The sequence below is a fragment of the Paenibacillus tyrphae genome (assembly GCF_024158745.1).
In the GTDB taxonomy this organism is placed as follows: domain Bacteria; phylum Bacillota; class Bacilli; order Paenibacillales; family NBRC-103111; genus Paenibacillus_G; species Paenibacillus_G tyrfis_A.
Window position 1 is genome coordinate 88673 of the sequence record NZ_JAMZAW010000001.1, and the last position, 19765, is coordinate 108437.

At 53.4% G+C, this 19765-nt stretch carries 14 protein-coding genes and 1 pseudogene; 2 read left to right on the top strand and 13 right to left on the bottom strand.

Annotation, left to right across the window (positions count from 1 at the left end):
• Window positions 1–21: 21 nt before the first annotated feature.
• From NI000_RS00365 to NI000_RS00375, 3 genes and pseudogenes are all read right to left on the bottom strand, one after another.
• Window positions 22–1560 (bottom strand): annotated as a pseudogene (locus NI000_RS00365) (glycosyl hydrolase family 8); the annotation flags it as partial.
• A gap of 289 nt (window positions 1561–1849) precedes the next feature.
• Window positions 1850–3067 carry a Ger(x)C family spore germination protein gene (locus tag NI000_RS00370; protein WP_253406757.1) on the bottom strand — a complete coding sequence of 406 codons (1218 nt, stop codon included), beginning with the start codon at window positions 3065–3067 and terminating at the stop codon, window positions 1850–1852.
• 14 nt (window positions 3068–3081) lie between these two features.
• Window positions 3082–4176 (bottom strand): spore germination protein, encoded by a 1095-nt coding sequence (locus NI000_RS00375; protein ID WP_253406758.1) that lies wholly within the window; start codon window positions 4174–4176, stop codon window positions 3082–3084.
• Window positions 4177–4440: 264 nt separating this feature from the next.
• On the opposite strand from NI000_RS00375, the gene NI000_RS00380 reads away from it, so the two are divergent.
• The gene (locus NI000_RS00380) at window positions 4441–4965 is read left to right on the top strand and encodes a DUF420 domain-containing protein (protein WP_253406759.1); all 525 of its coding nucleotides are present in this window, start codon (window positions 4441–4443) and stop codon (window positions 4963–4965) included.
• 57 nt (window positions 4966–5022) lie between these two features.
• Here the strand turns inward: NI000_RS00380 and NI000_RS00385 are convergent, their stop codons facing one another.
• The 6 genes from NI000_RS00385 to NI000_RS00410 form a co-directional block, all read right to left on the bottom strand.
• Window positions 5023–6618 (bottom strand): SagB family peptide dehydrogenase, encoded by a 1596-nt coding sequence (locus NI000_RS00385; protein ID WP_253406760.1) that lies wholly within the window; start codon window positions 6616–6618, stop codon window positions 5023–5025.
• A 24-nt stretch (window positions 6619–6642) separates the two neighbouring features.
• A complete protein-coding gene (locus tag NI000_RS00390; RefSeq protein WP_253406761.1) occupies window positions 6643–8586 on the bottom strand; it encodes a TOMM precursor leader peptide-binding protein in 1944 nt (647 codons plus the stop codon).
• Window positions 8583–10556: a putative thiazole-containing bacteriocin maturation protein gene (locus tag NI000_RS00395; RefSeq protein ID WP_253406762.1), complete on the bottom strand. Its 1974-nt coding sequence runs from the start codon at window positions 10554–10556 to the stop codon at window positions 8583–8585. Before NI000_RS00395 ends, NI000_RS00390 begins: the two co-directional genes overlap by 4 nt.
• Window positions 10557–10707: 151 nt before the next feature.
• Window positions 10708–10911, bottom strand: coding sequence for a hypothetical protein (locus tag NI000_RS00400; RefSeq protein ID WP_253406763.1), 204 nt, complete (start codon window positions 10909–10911; stop codon window positions 10708–10710).
• Window positions 10912–11320: 409 nt separating this feature from the next.
• Window positions 11321–12940 carry a spore germination protein gene (locus NI000_RS00405; RefSeq protein ID WP_253406764.1) on the bottom strand — a complete coding sequence of 540 codons (1620 nt, stop codon included), beginning with the start codon at window positions 12938–12940 and terminating at the stop codon, window positions 11321–11323.
• Between the two features lie 123 nt (window positions 12941–13063).
• Entirely contained in the window at window positions 13064–14248 is a 1185-nt protein-coding gene (locus tag NI000_RS00410) for a Glu/Leu/Phe/Val family dehydrogenase (protein WP_253407397.1), read from the bottom strand.
• Between the two features lie 562 nt (window positions 14249–14810).
• Between NI000_RS00410 and maa the strand changes: the two genes are divergently transcribed.
• On the top strand, window positions 14811–15365 hold the full coding sequence (gene maa, locus NI000_RS00415) for a maltose O-acetyltransferase (protein WP_253406765.1): 555 nt from the start codon (window positions 14811–14813) through the stop codon (window positions 15363–15365).
• A gap of 127 nt (window positions 15366–15492) precedes the next feature.
• On the opposite strand, the gene NI000_RS00420 is transcribed toward maa, so the two are convergent.
• From NI000_RS00420 to thiC, 4 genes are all read right to left on the bottom strand, one after another.
• Window positions 15493–16203 (bottom strand): alpha/beta hydrolase, encoded by a 711-nt coding sequence (locus NI000_RS00420; protein WP_253406766.1) that lies wholly within the window; start codon window positions 16201–16203, stop codon window positions 15493–15495.
• Between the two features lie 395 nt (window positions 16204–16598).
• Window positions 16599–17129 (bottom strand): GNAT family N-acetyltransferase, encoded by a 531-nt coding sequence (locus tag NI000_RS00425; protein WP_253406767.1) that lies wholly within the window; start codon window positions 17127–17129, stop codon window positions 16599–16601.
• A 173-nt stretch (window positions 17130–17302) separates the two neighbouring features.
• Complete coding sequence (gene bluB / locus NI000_RS00430; RefSeq protein WP_253406768.1) at window positions 17303–17953, bottom strand: 5,6-dimethylbenzimidazole synthase; 651 nt, start codon at window positions 17951–17953, stop codon at window positions 17303–17305.
• Between the two features lie 19 nt (window positions 17954–17972).
• Window positions 17973–19760 carry a phosphomethylpyrimidine synthase ThiC gene (thiC, locus tag NI000_RS00435; protein WP_253406769.1) on the bottom strand — a complete coding sequence of 596 codons (1788 nt, stop codon included), beginning with the start codon at window positions 19758–19760 and terminating at the stop codon, window positions 17973–17975.
• Window positions 19761–19765: the final 5 nt, after the last annotated feature.

Consider the following 19765-nt stretch of genomic DNA (forward strand, 5'->3'; position numbering starts at 1 on the left):
GCTGGCGGTATTGCTGTTCGCCGACGCATTGCCTGCCGCGTCATAAGCCTTGATCGTGTAGCTGTACGTCGTCGACGGATTCAAGCCCGTATCGTTGTACGAAGTGCCTGTCGCCGTGCCGACCTCCGTACCGCCGCGATAAATTTTGTACTCTTTGACCCCGACGTTATCCGTGGAAGCCGTCCAGCTCAGATTCACTTGACTGCTAGATACGGCCGTTGCGGTCAAGTTCGCCGGAGCGGTAGGCGGCTGCGTATCCGGCGTCCCTCCGGCCGTCGGAATCCACCAGTTGCCGGAAATGAAGAGCATCGATAACAGATTAAAGGAATCGCTATAATAGCCTTCTTTCTTGTTCTTCATCCAATCCCAGCCCGCATTGATCCATGCCTGATGGCTGCTGTTCGTCGTGGACGCGGCGATGAACGGCGAGACGAACACGGCCGTCGCATAGCTTGCGTTTTCGTTTACGGTGCCGTCAAGCTTGTAGCCGTCTTTGATATTGTTCGGGTTGCCGCCGGTCTTTCCTTTGATCCATGTCGCCATTTTGTCGGCGATCGCTTTGCCTCTCGCATCCCCGTAGAACGCGTAGTCCATCACAATGCGCAGCGGAACGCGGCTGGCGTTGTAATTGTATTCGTCAGGGAATTCTTCCCCTTCCATGTGATCGCGCGGAGCCGGCTTCGGCGGGTTGTCGATAACGAAGTCGGAGATCAGACCGGTGACCGGCGTGTATTTGCTGCTGAACTGGCCGTACACGTTGTACAGATTGTTGATGACGTCAAGCCAGGTTTGATCTCCCGTCACTTCGTAGAAGGCCCGCAAATGGCTGAGCATCCAATCCGACGGACGCGTATCCCAGGTGCTTTTGGAATCCCAATCTCCCTGATTCAGCCGGTTGCCGGACGTCACGTTGCTGGCCTTGATGCCGTTCGTAATCATTTTTTTCGCTTCCGCCAAATAATTGACGGAACCGCCGGACCCCCATTGACGATCGGCCAAAATGAGCGCATAGGCGATATCAAGGTCTCCGTCTGTGGCCGAGGAGAAATGCCCTTGAGCTCTCTTGTCGTCCGCTACGATCCAGCCCATCAGATTCGAATTTTCGGAGCTTTTATAAGCTCTTGCCGTTTTGAACAGCCCGTCGAAAATCGTTCTCGCATCCGGGTCATGACCGGCCATCAGCGCCGTAATCACCATGCCGTAGCCTTGTCCCTCCGAAGAGCCCAGCGCCTTGAAGCCGTCCGGGTTGCCCGCAACGTTCCCTTTGACGTAATAGCCGCCCGGCAAGGAAGATAAGTTGTTCTTCAGATGAGCCCCCTTCCAGTAGTCGTAGTAAGCAGCGACGGACGCATTCATGGAAGCTTGCGAAACATGATTCGGCTTGAGGATACCGGGGTAGCTCAGCTGCTGTGGGAACGGTTTCATTTCTCCGGCGGCATGGGCCTTCGGCTGAAATGGAGTGGGCAAGCCGAAGGCCGCCAGAAGCAGCGCGGCGGAAAGCAAAATCAGTGAAGCGGTCCTCATCTTGTCGCGGATCGATTGAACCTTGGTTGCGTACATTGTTATTTCCTCCTTTGTTCGGGTAGGATTCGATGCTGCGGTAAACCGTTTCCTCCTTTCTCCTTAGTATGATTAGTAGGATCGTTCAGCCATGTTCCAGCGGAGAAGCATGAGCAAAAAGAACCTGAAACAAACTTACAGGTTCTGCGCCGGTCCACGGAATAAACATGCTTTCATATGGCATTTTATTAATCTATTTACAATCTATAACATTCGTCCGCAAAAGTCTTTTGTTTTTTTTAGGTCCGTTTATGTTTTTTTATGGTTTTCCGCATTAGGGGGTTACCCTTCATGGTCCGGGCGGATTGCGATCCTCAATGACCTTCGAACCGCTCGCTCCGTACTCGGCCACGATCGTTTTGGCGTGCACGCGTACCTCGGCTTGACTGAACTTTTGGTCCCATTGGGATTTGACTTTATCCCATGTTTTCGGCTTATGAATACGCAGTTCTTTGCCAAATCCGATCACGTCGGCTTTGTACTGCTTCTGAATTTTTTCCAGCGTCTGGCGGATGTTCCGTTCCAATTGCTTCGCCGCATACTGCCCCTGTCGCTTCAGGAAACGGTCGTCGAAGCTTTTCTCGTTCATGACCCAGCTTTCGCTTAACCGGCCCCGGGATTCGATCCGAACCTCGAACGAGAGCTTGTCCCCTTCCACGTGCGGCACAATGTTGCTCTTGTATGATAAGATTTCATACAGGTTTTTTTGCCCGGTTTCCTCGTCGGTAAATTTGACGACGCCTCCCCGCACTTGTCCCGTGATCAGCGTGATACTGCCCAGTTCGTCTTCGTCGAGAAAGCCGACCAGCTTTCCGCTCTGTCCGTGAATGATTCCCGCCCCGGCAAATTTAATTTCCCCTCCCCCTTTGACGATCGCTTGCAGCAAAAAGCTCGACTTGCTTTGCAGGTACGTCAGCAGCTTGGCCAAAGTTACCGACGGAAGGATACGGGTCGATTTGTATTGATTGTCGACCATTTTCAGGATGCGAAATGCCGGGATTTCCTTCGTCCCTTTCAGCTCGAACGTTTCCCTTGCCAATCCGCGGGCTACGAACACCAGGGCACTCGGTCTGAATTCCGACTCGCGGTACATCAGATCCATAAAATTCCGGATCGGAGTCGTACGGAGCAGCTCGTCGCCGATCACCAGCGTCTTGAAGTGCTGGGCAAATATCGGCCGTTCCGTCCGGAGCGAGATTTCCCGGGTCGACTCCAACAACAAATCGCCGGTTTCCGTAAAATTTTCGTATCTCTTTTGCCCGGACGAACCACCGCCCCCGCGTCCCTTTTCGCCGCCGGAGCTGGAAGTGAAAATCTGATACGTAATCGAGATCAAATCTTCTTTTTTGCGCGCCGCCCCATTTTTGTTCAGAGCCGTCTCGGCCTTCGTTTCATGAGCTTTATCCAGCGCGATTCCGGCCACGAGGCTAAGGTCGTCGATCTCCCGTTGACTCCAGCAGCCCGCCAGCAGCGGCATCATCGGCAGCAGAGCCAGGATCGCGAACATCCTATTTCGGGGTTTCAAGACCGGGCCCCTTTCCTGCCCGGGAGAATGTACAGAACCGCGGGCACCAGGATAAACAGAACCAACGACGACAAGCCTAGCATTTCCCCCAGCTTAAACAATTCGTTCGTATCCGCAGGAGCGAAGGAGATCATATAAATGACCGCCAGCAAAACAAAAATGACCGTCCGCCGATTCACCTTCCAGCTTTGTGCGATGCCAAGCGCTCCGAGATAATAAGACAACGTAAAGGTGGTAAAAATCTGCATAAGCCAGATGACGAGCAGCAGCGTCTCGAAGCGCTCGAAGAAGATTCCCCTGAACTCGAAGCTCCGGAAAAGCGAGATGGTCGGCCAGGTCCGGGTAATCACACCGTCCACCGATAACGTTCCGATGACAATGACGCAGGTGACGACGTAGAAGAACGACGGAATGAGCACCCCGATCAGCACCGCTTTGACCGCCTTTTCCGGATGCTTCATGAATGCGGGAACGACGAGCATGATCTCGACGGACGTGTAGGCCAGTATCGTTGTTTTCAGCCCGCGCAGCACCGGCATGAGGCCGTGACCCAGTACGGGCCGCATGTTGTCGGGCTCGAATACGCTGAGCCCCATGAAGGCGATCAAGATCAGAATGACGGTCGTGATCGGAAAGATCACTTCGAAGAGGCGGGCGACGGGATTGATTCCGCCCATCATCAAATAAACCCCCACCCACATAAATGCGAACGTAATCGCCCAGTAAGGCGTGCCCTCCAGCAGGAACAGCCGGGTCACCTCCAGCACCGCCCGAACTTGAAAGGAGGCCATAACTATGAAATATAAAGCCGTAAAAAAACTGAGTGCGGTCCCAAGCCACTTGCCGACGAGCTGCCGGTTATATTGATAGTAGGTTTGGCCCGGAAAGCGTTGGGACAATTTCACAATCAAAATCCCGACCGCTACCGTGATCAGTCCGCTTAAGATGAGCGAAATCCAGACATCGGGCGTTTCCGCCGCCTCTACCGAGGTACGGGGCAGCGTCAGAATGCTCACGCCCAGCATATAATTGGAGATCAGTACGGCTGCTTGCATGGTTGTGATGCGGTCTTCGGGCGGCAAATAACCCATGGCAAGCCCACCTTCCTAAGTATTGGTGCCTCAGTTGCCTCCGAAGCGGCGTTTTGAACACACGGTTCCACATTCTGCTCCGAAGTCCATATTATGGTGGACATTCCGTTCTAATGTTATGCAAGAACGGCAGGCCGGACCTCGCGGTTCCCAGCTTTCGATAAAATGTAACAAAACGCGGGAAAACCCCGTTGTTTTTGAAGAACAGGATGTCTATCCTTAAATGGATGATAGTTGCAGAATGCCAGGAAACGGGGGAATAACATGAACAAAACACGCAATTTTACCGCATGGATCACGGTTTTTTCCATTATCCTTATCGGAGTAATCGCCGCTTTGTTTTTTATGCCGAAATATGAAGGGACGGTCGGCTTCGACGTGACGCTGCTCCCTCTGCTGAACGCCGTCTTTAACTGCTTTACCTTTGCGTTCTTGCTGCTTTCGCTTTATTTCGTGAAGAAGAAAAACATCGCGGCGCACCGGAACTTTGTGCTTCTCGCTTTTGTGACCACGGCTCTCTTCCTCGTTTCGTACGTCATGTACCATTTTCTGACCGAGCCGACGAAATTCGGAGGAAGCCTGTGGCTGAAATACGTTTACTTGTTTGTCCTGATCACCCACGTGCTGCTGGCGATTGTGAACGTCCCGATGGCCTTAATCACCGTAACCCGGGGCTTCAATATGAAAATCGAGTCGCACCGGAAAATCGCCCGTTGGACGATGCCCATCTGGCTATATGTAAGCTCCACCGGAGTTCTTGTGTATCTGTTGATTTCGCCTTACTATTAACGAAAAAAAGACAGCACGCCCGAATGTTACTTCGAGCTGCTGTCTTTTGCCGTTCTCTCAGGAGTATAATCCGCCTTCCAGCCTGGAGCTGGGTCTGCAGGCTCCTAGCGGCACTTGGATGAGACTGGCGACGCCCTCCCCTTCCATCTTGTATATTTTGTCGCAATCGGCCGGGTTAAAGCTGAGAAGCGGATGACCGTTAAGCCCAAGAGCCACCCCCGCGATCAACAGTCGCTGAACAAGCATTCCCGCTTCCATCTGCTGAATGCGGTACCCCCGGAAACCGAGCGCATCCGCATAGTGATTCCTGTCCGCGGCCACATGCAAGCAAAGCGGGACCTGAAACAGATTCACATTGCCCATGGCTATTCCCTGCTGCAGCAGCATCCTGTAATCTCCCGGACGGATCAACCGCAGCTCGTGAGTTAGATCATCGTAACGGTAAGCGCCGTCGGGAATGCCTTCAATGCCGTACAAACAGCCGTAAATGGACACCCGCTTCCTGGGCTCCTGACCGGCCGTATCCAGATCGTTCGTATAAGGGAACGAGGCCGTTGCCTCGTGCAGTAAAGCCGCAGCCCGATGAGCATCAACCGTATGAAAAACAAAATCCAAGTGCGGCGAATACCGTTTGCGGACGACCGAAGCCAGATCAAATGAAAGTCTCGGCGTTCGGGGCAGCGCGACCGTCCCCACTCCGCCGGTCATCGTTCCTCCAATATCCGCAGCATCGAGCGGACCGAACGAGGCCGTTGTTTCCATCAACGAAGCTTCGTTCATTCGAAGCAGCATCGGGTACTCTGCGGTGCGAAGCGAGCGGACGTAATGCTCGTGCCGGATCGCAGGAAGCGCTGCGCACAGTTGGCGGGAAGTCAAGACTCCTGCTTCAGCTCTGCTGCCATAGAACCAGCCGCCGGAAGGCTGCAGCGATAAGGGGATGACCGCATACACGCTCTCTTCCTGCTCGTCAAGACCAAGCAAATGGTTAACGGCCCGATCGAGGAAACGGAAATACACCCCGGTATGATATCCGAAGCGCTTGGACGTTTCCAGCAGCTGTCCGATGAGCGCGCCGGCGTCAAGTCCTTGCAGACGATAGCCGAAGTTATTGTATTTATAGAAGTTTTTCCAAAATACGGTGGACACGAATACAGCGCCGAAGCAAGCCGAAAGGTCGCAGCGGTCCCCCAGCCCCCGGGCCAGATAAGCATCAAAATCGCCAAGGCGCAGCAGCACGAGACGATGATGCGCCGTATCGTAATGATAGATCCCGACAGGCAAATCGTCCGTTTTCAAGTACACATACAATTCGCTCGGATACAGGGAGCCGCCGGAAGGTGCGAACCTTCGGAGCGAGTGGAATACGTTCGCTCCTCCCTCCATCCCGCCGTAATCCATGGAAAAGACGGACTGGCACAGCTGTGCAAGCCCGTAAACATACCAGAGAAAATGACCGATATCGCGAATTTCCGGCTTATCCGGCACGGTTCTTCCTTCTAGGGTCAGCGGCACTTCCGAAGAGAGCGCAAAGGTCGGTAAGCCGCGGTACAGCTTATAAGCGAGCGGAGCATTGTACCAATCGGGTTCGAAGTCCGGCGGCCTGGAATGATCGGGATCGTAATGCAGCTTATGCAAAAAAGACTTAAGGCTCACGGTACTCTCCCCTCTCGTCGTGCCTTACGGAAACGGATGGGGATGCGGATTGAGCTGTTCCACCGTGAGCGGCTGCTTCGTATAGCCGAGCAGCGCCGGAACCTTCAGTACCCGCTCCAGCCCTGTAACACGCGTCAAATGATAACCGAACGTCATCGGCAGCATCCCCGGAATCAGCACTTTGACGCAGGCTAACCCATTACGTTTCAGCTCGGGCGAAGTCTGATCGACTACGATCACATCCAGATTCAAGGAGCGGAATTTCTCCAAGATCATCTTCAAGTCGTCGGCCAGATCCGCATGCAGAACTTGCGGCGGGAACGCCTCTCGAAACGTCAGCGGAGGTCCGGGCTTCTTCCACAAGAAATCCAGACGCTTCTCCATCTGCGGCAAGCCGTACAGTATGGAGTGATGCTCCATCTCCCTCACTTGGAAAGGATCCTCTGCCATCCGTTCGCTTTCCTGCCGGTTGGCTTCGAATCGGTCATCCTGCGAGAGCATCATGCCCGCCAGTTCGAAGATCGCGCTTTTCAGCGCACGCATCGGGTCGAGATGGGCTCCGGCCGCACAGATGAGATTCATCCCGCGCGGTTTAAGATTTTTCGCATAGGTCCAGATGCACGGAATGCCATGCTCCATCGTCGCATCGAACACGTGCAGCTCATAGCCCGCCACCGCCCTCATCCGGTCGATCATCATATTCAGTTCGCGGTCGCCGGCCGAGTAAGGGTCGACGCGGGAAAGCGGAAGCTGCGCATACCAGGTCAACAAGAACGAGTCGCGTTCCAGCACTTCCATGATACCGTGGAAAATGGCCTCCTCCATGCTGCCGCCCAAGGCGCATCCGTTGGACGTTTCATAGACAACGCCGTTTCCGCAGCCGAGGCTGTAATAAGCCAGCAGCTCGGGTACTAGTATGGGACGATTGTGTATGATGGAGCGGCCCCAAACCCAGTCGATCTCGCGGTCGGGATCAAAACGCCGGAATGGAAAATCAGGCCGCGCATACTGCTCTTCCGCGTGGACTCCTACCTCGAGCGGATTTAACGCATGATCGGCGATCTCGCGGTAGCTTTTGCGAATCTTTGTCCATTTGCCACGCGGGACCACGCCGCAATGACGCTCCAAGCCTTCCAGTATCGCCGTCAGCTCACTGTCCGCATAGGAGAGCGTCCGCCCCGAGCTCGGTTCATCGCCGGCGAAAAACGGAAGATTTACGGTAATGTCGGCGAATGGCGACAGACCGTCTTTCATTTTGCCGTTCATGAGCCCGGTTCGGAAATCCAAATAATCGCGGGCAAGTACCTGCTTCAGTTCATCGATCGAACGGCAGCGGAAGCTGTTCGGATGAATCTTCGGACTTGATCCGAGCGAGAAATTGGCCAGTTCCTCCGAATCTTCCGGCAAATCGCCGCAAATCGGGCACATCGGATCGTGTAAAAAAAGGTGGCGCGAAGTCTTCAAGGTTTTCAGATTCACCAGCAGGATTCGTTCCTCCAATTGAGGCTGTCCGCCGAGAAGCACGCGCCGGGCTTCCGCGGCCAAGAGCGTCGCCGCCTGCGTCAGTCCCGTGCGGGAAGCCCAGGCGTCCTGCGGGATTCCGCCGCGTTCGGCAAGCTGCTGCTGCAGCAGACGAAGCTCCTTGCGGTCGCTGGTAGCCATAAGCCGACGCGTGTCCGCGCATCTGGAGCATCCCTGAACGCCTGGCCGGACCAACGGCCCGATTAACGCCTCTCCAAAAGACACGAAGCCCCGCAGCCACGGCACCTTGGCAGACTGAAGAACCTCCTCCGCCCTGTCCTGCACGGCAGGAAGCCAGCCATCCTGCGCAAGGATAACCAGATCGGCCGATCGGAACTCCTCCTCCTCAAGTTCGACTGTACGGATTACCCAAAAGGCTGAATTCAGCTCGGCACATATCAAATCCGCCAGCACGCCTTTGCCGATTACGGCAACAACACTGCTCATGGCGAAACCTCCTCTCCCAGCGCAACGCCCAGGACGTGAACGGGCCCTTTATTCAAGAAAGGATCGAGCCTGTAATCAAATACATGCGGCCGTCTGCCGTGCTGCTTCAGCTGTTGTATGGCGGAGGCCAGTACGTCCGCTTGCGGCGTTTCTTCGCAGGTTGGAATAGCCAAGCTGCGCGGCCTTACCTTTTTCGGTGCCCGGCTTGGAACCGAAGCGATCCGGACTTGAAGCCGGGGCGCTTGACTTTGAACCTCCGTCAGCGCCCGGAGCAGAGCCCTTCGAAGCGCAAGGGTGATATTCAAATCGACGCCCGTGTACCATCTTCCGCCGATATCCGCACGAACCACCGGGAAGCCGAACAGCTCATCCTCCAGAACGAGGGACGGCTCCCCCTGCAGCGTAGACAAGGATTTCAAATAATAACGGACCCGATCGTCATCCACCATAGTTAACTGCACCGGAGTGATAAGCGGCTTTCGACCGGTCTGCCGAATGTCCAGCTCTTCCGTCAGACACTTTCGCAAGCCCCGGCATACGGCTTCCGCCAGCGTCTCTCCCGCTCCGATGCCGACATACTCGGATACGCGCAAACCCGTTGCGTCCGTTTCCGTCGGAAAAGAGGCCTGCCCCGTACGTTCGGCCAACCGGGACGTATAAGCTTCCAATCCGGCAAGCGCCGACTCCCGTCTTGCTTCCTCATGCGTCAATCCTGTACAGACAATGGAAGGAAGCAGCTCAACCGGCCCGTCCGAGAGCGGATCCGCCACCTGAACCCGGCATTGCGCAAGCGGCAGCTGCTTTAAGTCGCCTTCGTCCCACTCATAAAAAATGCCCGTATCCGGCGAGGTTAACCGTTCGCAATAATCCAGCAGCGGGCTGTGCCTTCCGCTCTGCGGCGCCGGGCCCGGATCCTGCATCAGCCGCGGTTCAATATCCGGAATGCGTTCAATCCGGTTGCAGCCGATCACCATCGGGTGAGCCACGAACGAATACCAGTCCCCTTCCAGCGTCTCCAGGTTCAGCAAATATACTGCCTGATTTCGCAGCGGATCGGCAGCTCCCGTCACCGTTTTGAACAGCTCGAACACGATCACATTCGACAGTAAAGCCCCGGCATGGACAGAAAACCCATGCTGCTGCGGATCTTGGCGCAGAACGGGCTGATGAATGCGCCGCAGCGCCGACTCCCAGCCATTCTCGTCTTCCGGCCGCTCAAGAGGCCCGGCCAAACCGGCTTGCTGCAAGCAAATCGCGGGAAGGAAGAGCTTTCTCTCCGCTTTGCAGGCCGCTTGGACGATCCGAAGCTCTTCGATATCTCCCTCCTGCGATACGTACATGATCGAATCGAACGGTTTCAGGACCTGCTGCCAAGCGGAAATGTCCCGTCCGGGGTAAGTCACTTCCTGAATATGTATCTCCGGATCGGATTTCCGGGCATGCTCCCCCAGTTCCTTCAGCCGCTCACGGTTGGTCGGCAATGAATCGCCAATGGCCACTCCGATTCGGGGCAAGCCCGATTCAAGCAATGCCGCTACTAATGAAACCAGAAATGGGCCGGAACCAACCGCCAATACTTTCCCTTGGCGATATTGCTCGAAGCGGTTCGCGCCGGAGCCTCCAAAATTGCTCAGAAATTCAATTTGCGAGCTGAACTTCTCAAGAATCCTTTCCGATAGCCGGTGGGGAAGGTCTCCGCCGACATCCCGCGCGAAGCCGTTTTGGATCAATAAAGCAGCGATATCGAACACGCGGTCCTTATGCGGTCCCGGCAAGCCGTCCGTCAATTCCATAAGCGTGTACTTCCCGTTAAATACCGGAATCAGCTTTTCGATCCATCGATCAATCGACTCGCCTTCCAGTTTGAACGAGCCCATGTTGTTTCTAAAATAGACGGAACCGTTCGGATCGGGGATAAAAAAGGTGTCCCCGTTCATTTTCGGACGCACGGAAGCATCTAATGTGGTCATCTCACTCCTCCTTATCCGTACTTTTGGTCAATCCGGCCGGATGTTCACTGCTATCTTATGTATTGTCGTTTGTCCTTCTTGTCAATTATTTTCAAGGGGCCGTTCCAGCCCCTGCGGTTTGGATCAAAAGCCGCATGTGCAGGGGCTGATACTACCGGGGGAGTCCCGTTAATGACTTAACCGCAACGTCCTCCGCAACGATGTCCGCAACCGCAACGATGTCCGCAACCGCAACGTCCTCCGCAACCTCCGCAGCCGCAACCGCCTCCGCAACCGCAACCTCCCCCGCAGAAGCAGCTGCAGAAGCAGCGGAAACAACCGCAGCCGCACGGACAACGGAAACAACCGCAGCCACCGCCACATAGACGAGAATCCGCTTCGTATTGGCCCTGGTGTTCGAAAGGCGTTACTTGACCCGCATTGTATGCCGCGACTTGCAGTTGCTGAAGCTCATTCTGAAATTCACTCATGTTGAACATTCCCTCCGTCAAAATAAAGTAGTGCCGGCTCCAGCCGGAGACTGGCGAGAGATAGAAATGAAAGGCCCCGGGCAAGAAGTACCCGGCCGGGTGATCGCGCTTTCTCTGCTCTCGACAGAACATACAACATTTTTATGAATTTCGCTCCGCATGTGTTACGGGGTGGCAAGCTTAATTCCCAATCATTTTTCAATAATGGTTAAAAGTAGGTTTTCATATCGGATAACGTCGAATAACCCGGACGACTTGTGTCACCCGGGTGATTGCAATTACGAATCTATGCTTTTATCCGCGGCGCTTCGGCTGTTTGACCTGCATAGCCTTCGGGCGGCGCGTCATGATAGAAAGCGGCGCGCGCAGGACGAAGTCCTTCCAATCTCCGAACCGGTAAGGAGCCGCGGGGCTCAAGTAAGGAATGCCGAAGCTCTTCAGCTTGGCCAAATGGCTGCATACCAGCAGGAAGAACAGAATAACCCCGTACAGTCCGAAAATGGCCGCCGAAAACATCGTACCGAAGCGGATAATCCGCAGAGCAATTCCTGCGCTGTATTGAGGGATCGCAAACGAAGAAATCGCCGTAATAGCCACGACGATGACCATGATGGGGCTGACGATGCCTGCTTGTACCGCCGCTTCCCCGATGACGAGGCCGCCGACGATGCCGATGGTTTGACCGATCGGCTTCGGCAAGCGTAAACCGGCCTCCCGCAAAATTTCGATCGACACTTCCATGATCAACGCTTCGATTAACGAAGGAAAGGGCACGCCTTCCCTTGACCCGGCGATGGATACCGCCAACTTGGTAGGAATCAGCCCTTGATGGAACGAGATGAACGAAATGTAGAGCGCGGGCCCGAGCGTGGAAATCAGCGCTGCGATATAACGAAGCACGCGCACGAGCGTACCCGGAATCCAGCGTTCGTAATAATCCTCCGGGGATTGCATCAGCATGCTGATGCTTACCGGGACTATCAACGCAAGCGGGGAGCCGTCCAACAGGATCGCCACCCTGCCTTCCATCAGCGCGCTGTTTACCCGATCCGGCCGTTCCGTATTCTGTACTTGGGGAAACAGCGTAAGATGGTTATCCTCGATAAACTGCTCAATATACCCGGAATCGGGAACGTCGTCCATATCGATCCGGGCGATGCGCTGCCGGACCTCCTGCACCAAAGCGTCATTGGCAATATCGCTGTTGTAAGCGATCGCTACCGTTCTGGGAGCTTTACGCCCCACCAGCGTGTAAACGATGCATAGCGTGTGACTCCCGCCAAGCTGACGCAGCAGCGCTGTATTATCCGCCAAGCTTTCATTGAAGCTGACGCGCGGCCCCCGGACCAAAGCTTCCGAGGCCGGTTCGCCGAGACTGCGTTTTTTCTCGTTGCAGGTGGCCAGGACGAAGACGTTCGGACAGCCGTCGATCAAGAGACCCGCATTGCCTTTCCATAAGCCGGGCAGCAAATCGCGCAGGTTCCCGGCTTCGCCTAGCTCGCTCACGGGCAAGATCCGATTTTTGATGTGAGGCGGCAGCTCATCCGCGGAGCTTGGCATGGCGAAGTCGGACATCAGAGAAGGTAAAACATGCGTATCGATGTAGTTTTTGTCCGCAAGCTCCTTTACCAGGATCAAGGCAGCTTTCGTCCGCGCCCCGCCTATTTCAAACGTGCGGATCAATATATCGTCATTGCGCCCTAATCTTTCTTGAAGCTCCGGCAAGTCCTTCTCGAACGTTCCGGTAAAGACGTACAACCGCTCTTCCTCGGCAGGCTTGCTGCTGCTGCGGATCGTCAAAACCGATTTCAACCAAGCTCCCAGCTTGTACACACCATAGGGCACCACACTGCACAGGACGGCTTGCAAAATAACTTCCCAATTTATCAGATGAGTCGAAATAAATTTCCACATGCATGTCGCCCCCCATATTATGGTGAGCCAACCGTAATTTTGTTATGCGGGGTCGACGGCTGCAAAACAAAAATCCACCTATGTTTCCATAGATGGATTTCTGCCGGTTGCTTCGATATAAGCTTATACCCAGCCTCTCCACTTGATGGCCTCGGCCACTCGCTTCAGCCCTACGATGTAAGCTGCCAGTCGCATGTCTACTTTTTTGTCCGTCGAGGTCCGGTATACATTATGGAAGGAAGTCGTCAATATTTTTTCCAGCTTGTCTTGAACTTCCTCCTCCGACCAGTAGTAGCCTTGGTTGTTTTGTACCCATTCGAAATAGGAGACCACCACCCCGCCGGCGCTGGCAAGCACGTCGGGAACAAGCAGAATGCCGCGGTCCGTCAAAATTTCGGTCGCCTTGAGCGTCGTCGGTCCGTTCGCCGCTTCGACTACGATGCGAGCCTTGATATCCGGCGCATTCTCCTCCGTAAGCTGGTTCTCGATGGCTGCCGGAACGAGAATGTCGCATTCTTGGACGAGCAGCTCTTTATTTGTAATTTGCTGACTTTTAAAATAAGGCGTGACCGTGCCGAACGAATCGCGCTTGTCCAGCAGCGACGGGATATCGAGGCCCTCCGGATCGTACAAAGCCCCGTAAGCATCGGAGATGCCCACGACCTTCGCTCCCGCTTCATGCAGGAATTGAGCGAGGAAACTGCCTGCGTTTCCGAAGCCTTGAATGATAATGCGGGAGCCCGGAATTTCGATGCCTGCGATTTTGGCAGCCTCTTTCATGACGATCGTAACCCCAAGCGCAGTCGAGGACTCTCTGCCTGCGGAGCCTCCCAGTACAAGCGGCTTGCCGGTAATAAAGCCCGGCGAATCGAATTCGCGGATGCGGCTGTATTCGTCCATCATCCAAGCCATAACTTGCGAGTTCGTGAACACGTCCGGCGCCGGAATGTCTTTGGTCGGGCCGACTAATTGGCTGATGGCGCGGACATAGCCGCGGCTTAAGCGCTCCAGCTCGCGGAAGGACATCGACCGCGGGTCACACTGGATACCGCCTTTACCGCCTCCGTACGGCAGCCCCGTAATGCCGCATTTGATGCTCATCCACATGGACAACGCTTTGACTTCCTCTTCCGTCACGTCAGGATGGAAGCGAACGCCGCCTTTGGTCGGGCCGACCGCATCGTTATGCTGAGCACGGTAGCCTGTAAATACTTTAATCGAGTCATCGTCCATGCGAACCGGAATGCGCACCGTCAGCAGTCGAAGCGGCTCTTTCAACAAGTCGTATACATCGTCCTTATACCCCATTCGATCAAGAGCGGTACGGATGACTTCCTGCGTTCTTTCGAACAAATTGAGCTTCTCTTGCGCTTGCGTAGGTTCATTCTTATCGTTCTGTTCGTTTTTTACGATCAAGGACACGTGGACTTCCCCCATGTTGTTATATTGGTTAAGCGTAGGCACGGCAATCCAATATCTCTCCTGGCCTTGCCTTTGCCCTCAATAAGGTATAACACAAAAAGAATTAATGTACAATATATAAATATTTATAGCCTTATATTTAGTGAATAGTTTCCTTTATTGTGCTATTTTATCACCTCATTAGGCCTTATCTTGTGGAAAAATGGGATGAAGCCAGGCTTATTGCAGCGGGGTTATGGAGTAGCCCGCGGCTTGCCCACTGACCACTGAACCGCGCCGCTTCCGGCGCCCATGAACACGCTGTCATCAGCGACGTTGAAGTGGCGATACTTCCGGTATCATAGGCATGCCCTCCTCAGTTCATTTTAAAATTATATGATCCATATGATATGATTCTAGTGAATTCTACATTATAGAATTCATTTATTTCGGTTAAGGAGAGAGAGAAATGAAAACAGAAAAAGAAAAAATGCTGAATGGCGAACTCTATCTTGCGGCTGACCCGGAATTGCTGCAAGAACGGGCAAATGCGCGAAGACTAACCAGATTGTACAATCAAACCTTAGAAACGGAAGAAAGCACACGGACGGAACTATTAAAAGAATTGTTCGGTTCAACTGGAGAAATTATATACATAGAACCGAATTTGCGCTGTGATTATGGTTACAACATTCATGTCGGCGAAAATTTTTATGCAAATTTCGATTGCGTCTTCTTGGATGTATGCGAAATTCGGATAGGTGACAACTGCTTCATTGCCCCAGGTGTACACATTTATACCGCTACTCATCCGTTAGATCCGAACGAAAGAAATTCGGGGATTGAATACGGGAAACCCGTAACGATCGGCAACAATGTATGGATTGGCGGGAGAGCCGTCATCAACCCTGGAGTGACCATTGGCGATAACGTGGTTATTGCTTCCGGTGCAGTGGTAACAAAAGATGTGCCTGATAACGTGGTTGTAGGCGGAAATCCCGCAAAAATCATTAAACCAATATAAATTATTATTACGAAATAATAGGCTATGTTTTAAAATAATGTTGAAATTATATAACTTTTAAGGGAAGCCATTTTGACTTCCCTTAATTCGCTTTTAAAGAAGGTTATACATCAACCATTTTCTAGTATCATTTAACGTATATATGGTTTTTTAGCCATTGTCTGAAATACTGCAACTGTTCCTGAGTATGGAAATAGTGTTCTCCATTCTCCATTACTTGCAAATTACAGTTAAAGCGTTTAGCAAATTCAGATACAATGTCAAACTCACATAAGTTATCTCCTGAACCATAGAGAATTGAAGTCGGATTATTCCAAGCAACAATAGGATGTTCTTTCACATAACAGTAGTAATCCCAATAGAGAGTTTGTCCAATAGGTGTAGAAATTTCTTTCTCTATTTTTAGTCTACTCTCACTTACGTTAAACCATGTCATCATATTATTTATTATACGTTCCATATTTACCACGGGAGAGAGAAACAAACACTGATTCAATGGCTCATGGCAATATTCTAATAGGCTGAAATATGCTCCCATGCTACAAGCAAAAATGCTTATATTATTTGATAACGATTTTGCATATGTCATAATTTTATTAAGGTCTTGAACACAGTTTTGAACTGTACAAAGATAAGTATCATCTTTACGTTCACCATGTTGAGGCAAATCAAAACTAAGAACTTGATAACCTACTGCTGTTGCTTCTTCTGCAAATACAATAATCGAGTCATCTGCCTTATTTGACATGTTACCATGCACAACTATAAATAACTTATCTGATTTGTCCCCCCACAAAATTGCTGGAATATTTTCTATCTTTAAATTATGTCTTATCATTACATCTATCCTCCATGAAATATAAATAATTCATGATTCCTAAAATTCAAGTGTGTACTAAATTAGAGAGGGTAGGCTACATTCCATTGAACCATAAAGTTCTTGATTTTAACAACTTCTTTGTCAGTTTCAAATAATTATAGCCATTTATCTGTATACCCTAATACAAGCAGTTCTTCTAAACCTCCAAACCTGTATACATGGCATATCTTCAATAGTGTATCAGTTTTCAACATCTATTTAAAACATAGCCAAATAATAAAAGGAGATATCCAAAAGACACATGTCTCAGCGATATCTCCTTTAGGCGTTTCAAAAATCTGCGCTTTCCCGGCCGAGCCGTTCCGTCTCCGCTGCCACGCGTCCGCACGGCTGCCATGATCCGATTCGTACAGCTACAATAGAGCAGCTTCTTTCAGATGAATCCGGTAACTCTTCACAAGCGTATCGCCATTGCGCATATCCTTGTCGAAGGCGCGCTCGAAGCCTAAACGCTCATACAATCGGACCGCGGACTCCATCATATCCGACGTATGTAAATGCAGCGTAGCCGCCCCGAAGGCGAGGGAGCGCCTGGCACTTTCTTTAATTAGCAGCGTCGCAATTCCCCGGCCTCGCACGGCTGGCGAAACGGACAGAAAGCGGATAATCGGCGATTGAATCCCAAGCTCCGGCATGCCGTAAGCGGCTTCGGAGGACAAGAACAGCTGCACGCTCCCGACCACCTTCCCCGCAAGCTCGGCAACAAGCCGGGCTGCAGGACCTTCTCCGTCCACGGAGGTCCGGATCGACTCCCGGTACGGCTCCCACCGGGCAGAAGGCAGCACCGGCCGGTACTGCTCATAAGCCTCCAGCATGACCGCGAGAATCGCTTCCCGGTCAAGCTCCGTCGCATCGCGAATCCGAATTTCATCCGATTTCCCCATAGCACCCCACCCGTTTTCCTCAAGCTCTATATCCGATTCGCCGGTTGTAGCGGAGCAATCTCCACTAAACGCATCGGATATAATGTATTTGATTTTCACTGTATCATCGGGTGGTGATTGCCGTCAAGATGCCGGTTCATTGACATTTTCAATCGAAATATAGAAAAGTTTGATCATTCCGACTGCCGATTTCCCCATGTCTCGTGATAGATGAGGTCCCTCAAGGAGCGGCGCTTCTCCCATTGAGCCGTCTCCAGGATCGGCTTCTCCGGGTAGTTCTCCGTATACCCGACCGACAGCAGGGCGATCGGCTCGATATGCGGCGGAATGCCCAGAATTTCGCGCACGTCGTTTTTCTTATAAAAGCTTACCCATCCCATAGCAAGCCCTTCCACACAGGCGGCCAGCCACATATTCTGGATCGCGCAGGCGACGGAGAGCATGTCGGTCTCGGGAATGGAGTTGCGGCCGAGCACATGGGCGCCTCCCCGGGTAGGATCGCATGTAATGCAGATCGTCAGCGGCGCTTGCTTCAGCCCTTCCACCTTGAGGCTCAAGAACTGGTCCTGACGCTGGCCTTCGTAATGGATCGCCAGCGCCCTTCTTTCCTTGTCCGCGGCCCAGGCCAGCCGCTCTTTCAGCGGCTCCGAAGTCACCAATATAAAGTTCCAAGGCTGCATGAAGCCGACGGACGGCGCGTGGTGGCCGGCGTGAAGCACGTTCGTCACCGCTTCCTCCGGAATCGGGTCCGGCAGGAAGGAACGGACATCCCTTCTCGTATAGATGACCTTGTATAACGCTTCCTTTTCCTGCTCCGTAAACATACGATCCCTCCCAGGTCGTTTAATTGTAAATCATACCACCCGCTTTCTTGAACTCCTTGGACTTATCCTCCAAGCCTTTCTCGATCGCGTCGCGGTCTTCCAAACCGTGTTGTTTAGCATATTCCCGTATATCCTGCGTAATACGCATGCTGCAAAACTTGGGGCCGCACATCGAGCAAAAATGGGCCGTCTTCGCGCCTTCCGCCGGAAGCGTCTCATCGTGGTACTCCAGCGCTCTTTCAGGATCGAGCGACAAATGAAACTGATCCCGCCAGCGGAATTCGAACCGCGCCTTCGACAGCGCGTCGTCCCGCTCCTGCGCACCCGGATGGCCTTTGGCCAAGTCGGCCGCGTGCGCCGCGATTTTGTAGGCGATGACACCTTCCCGCACGTCGTTCTTGTTGGGAAGCCCCAAATGCTCCTTCGGGGTGACGTAGCACAGCATCGCCGTCCCGAACCAGCCGATCATCGCGGCGCCGATGGCCGACGTAATGTGATCGTAGCCGGGAGCAATATCGGTCGTGAGCGGTCCGAGCGTATAGAACGGCGCCTCCTGGCACACCTCAAGCTGCCGGTCCACGTTCTCCTTGATCAAATGCATCGGCACGTGACCCGGTCCTTCGATCATCACCTGTACGTCGTGCTTCCAGGCGATTTGCGTCAGCTCGCCCAGCGTATCCAGCTCCGCGAACTGCGCCTCGTCGTTCGCATCGGCGATGGAACCGGGACGCAGGCCGTCCCCAAGCGAAAAAGCGACGTCGTACGTTTTCATAATTTCGCAGATTTCATCAAAGTGCGTGTACAAGAAATTTTCCTGATGATGCGCCAGACACCACGAAGCCATGATCGATCCGCCCCGGGATACGATCCCGGTCACGCGATTCGCGGTCAGCGGAATGTATCGCAGCAGCACCCCGGCATGGATCGTAAAATAATCGACGCCTTGCTCCGCCTGCTCGATCAGCGTATCCCGGTATATTTCCCAGGACAGCTCCTCCGCTTTCCCTCCGACCTTCTCAAGCGCCTGATACAGCGGCACCGTCCCGATCGGCACCGGAGAGTTGCGGACGATCCATTCGCGCGTCGTATGAATGTGCTTGCCGGTCGACAAGTCCATGACCGTATCCGCTCCCCAGCGCGTCGCCCACCGCATCTTCTCCACTTCCTCGTCGATCGACGAAGCGACAGCCGAATTCCCGATGTTCGCATTGATCTTCACGAGGAAGTTCCGGCCGATAATCATCGGCTCGCTTTCCGGGTGGTTAATGTTCGACGGAATGATCGCCCGGCCGCGCGCCACCTCGCTGCGCACGAACTCGGGAGTCACATTTTCGCGGATAGCTATATATTCCATCTCGGGGGTGATAATTCCTTTTTTCGCGTAGTGCATCTGGGTAACATTCGCTCCCGGCTTGGCCCGCAGCGGACGGCACCCCGTTCCGGGAAACCATTCCTGCCGCCGGGCCCCTTCTTCTTCCCTGAAGCCGTTGTCTTCCGGCCTTACCACTCTTCCGTCATACTCCTCCACGTCGCCCCGTTCCATAATCCATCCCCGCCGATTGGCCGGAAGCCCTTGCCGGATATCGGTCTGGACATCGCCGTCCGTGTACGGACCGCTGCTGTCGTAGACGCGAACGGGCGGATTGGCCGTTTCCCCTTCCGAGCCCACCGTCGGACTCAAAGCAATTTCCCGCATCGGGACCTGAATGTCGCTGCGGGAGCCTTGAATATACACTTTTCGGCTCCCGGGAAATCCCGATACGTCTGGCACGGCCTGTTGTTGGTTTGGTTTGTTTTCGCTTGTCATGTTCA

Coding starts and splice junctions, on each gene's coding strand:
- NI000_RS00420 (WP_253406766.1), bottom strand. CDS start 16,203: ATGATAAGACATAATTTAAAGATAGAAAATATTCCAGCAATTTTGTGG.
- NI000_RS00390 (WP_253406761.1), bottom strand. CDS start 8,586: ATGAGCAGTGTTGTTGCCGTAATCGGCAAAGGCGTGCTGGCGGATTTG.
- thiC (WP_253406769.1), bottom strand. CDS start 19,760: ATGACAAGCGAAAACAAACCAAACCAACAACAGGCCGTGCCAGACGTA.
- NI000_RS00405 (WP_253406764.1), bottom strand. CDS start 12,940: ATGTGGAAATTTATTTCGACTCATCTGATAAATTGGGAAGTTATTTTG.
- NI000_RS00425 (WP_253406767.1), bottom strand. CDS start 17,129: ATGGGGAAATCGGATGAAATTCGGATTCGCGATGCGACGGAGCTTGAC.
- maa (WP_253406765.1), top strand. CDS start 14,811: ATGAAAACAGAAAAAGAAAAAATGCTGAATGGCGAACTCTATCTTGCG.
- NI000_RS00370 (WP_253406757.1), bottom strand. CDS start 3,067: ATGTTCGCGATCCTGGCTCTGCTGCCGATGATGCCGCTGCTGGCGGGC.
- bluB (WP_253406768.1), bottom strand. CDS start 17,953: ATGTTTACGGAGCAGGAAAAGGAAGCGTTATACAAGGTCATCTATACG.
- NI000_RS00410 (WP_253407397.1), bottom strand. CDS start 14,248: ATGGGGTATAAGGACGATGTATACGACTTGTTGAAAGAGCCGCTTCGA.
- NI000_RS00395 (WP_253406762.1), bottom strand. CDS start 10,556: ATGACCACATTAGATGCTTCCGTGCGTCCGAAAATGAACGGGGACACC.
- NI000_RS00380 (WP_253406759.1), top strand. CDS start 4,441: ATGAACAAAACACGCAATTTTACCGCATGGATCACGGTTTTTTCCATT.
- NI000_RS00375 (WP_253406758.1), bottom strand. CDS start 4,176: ATGGGTTATTTGCCGCCCGAAGACCGCATCACAACCATGCAAGCAGCC.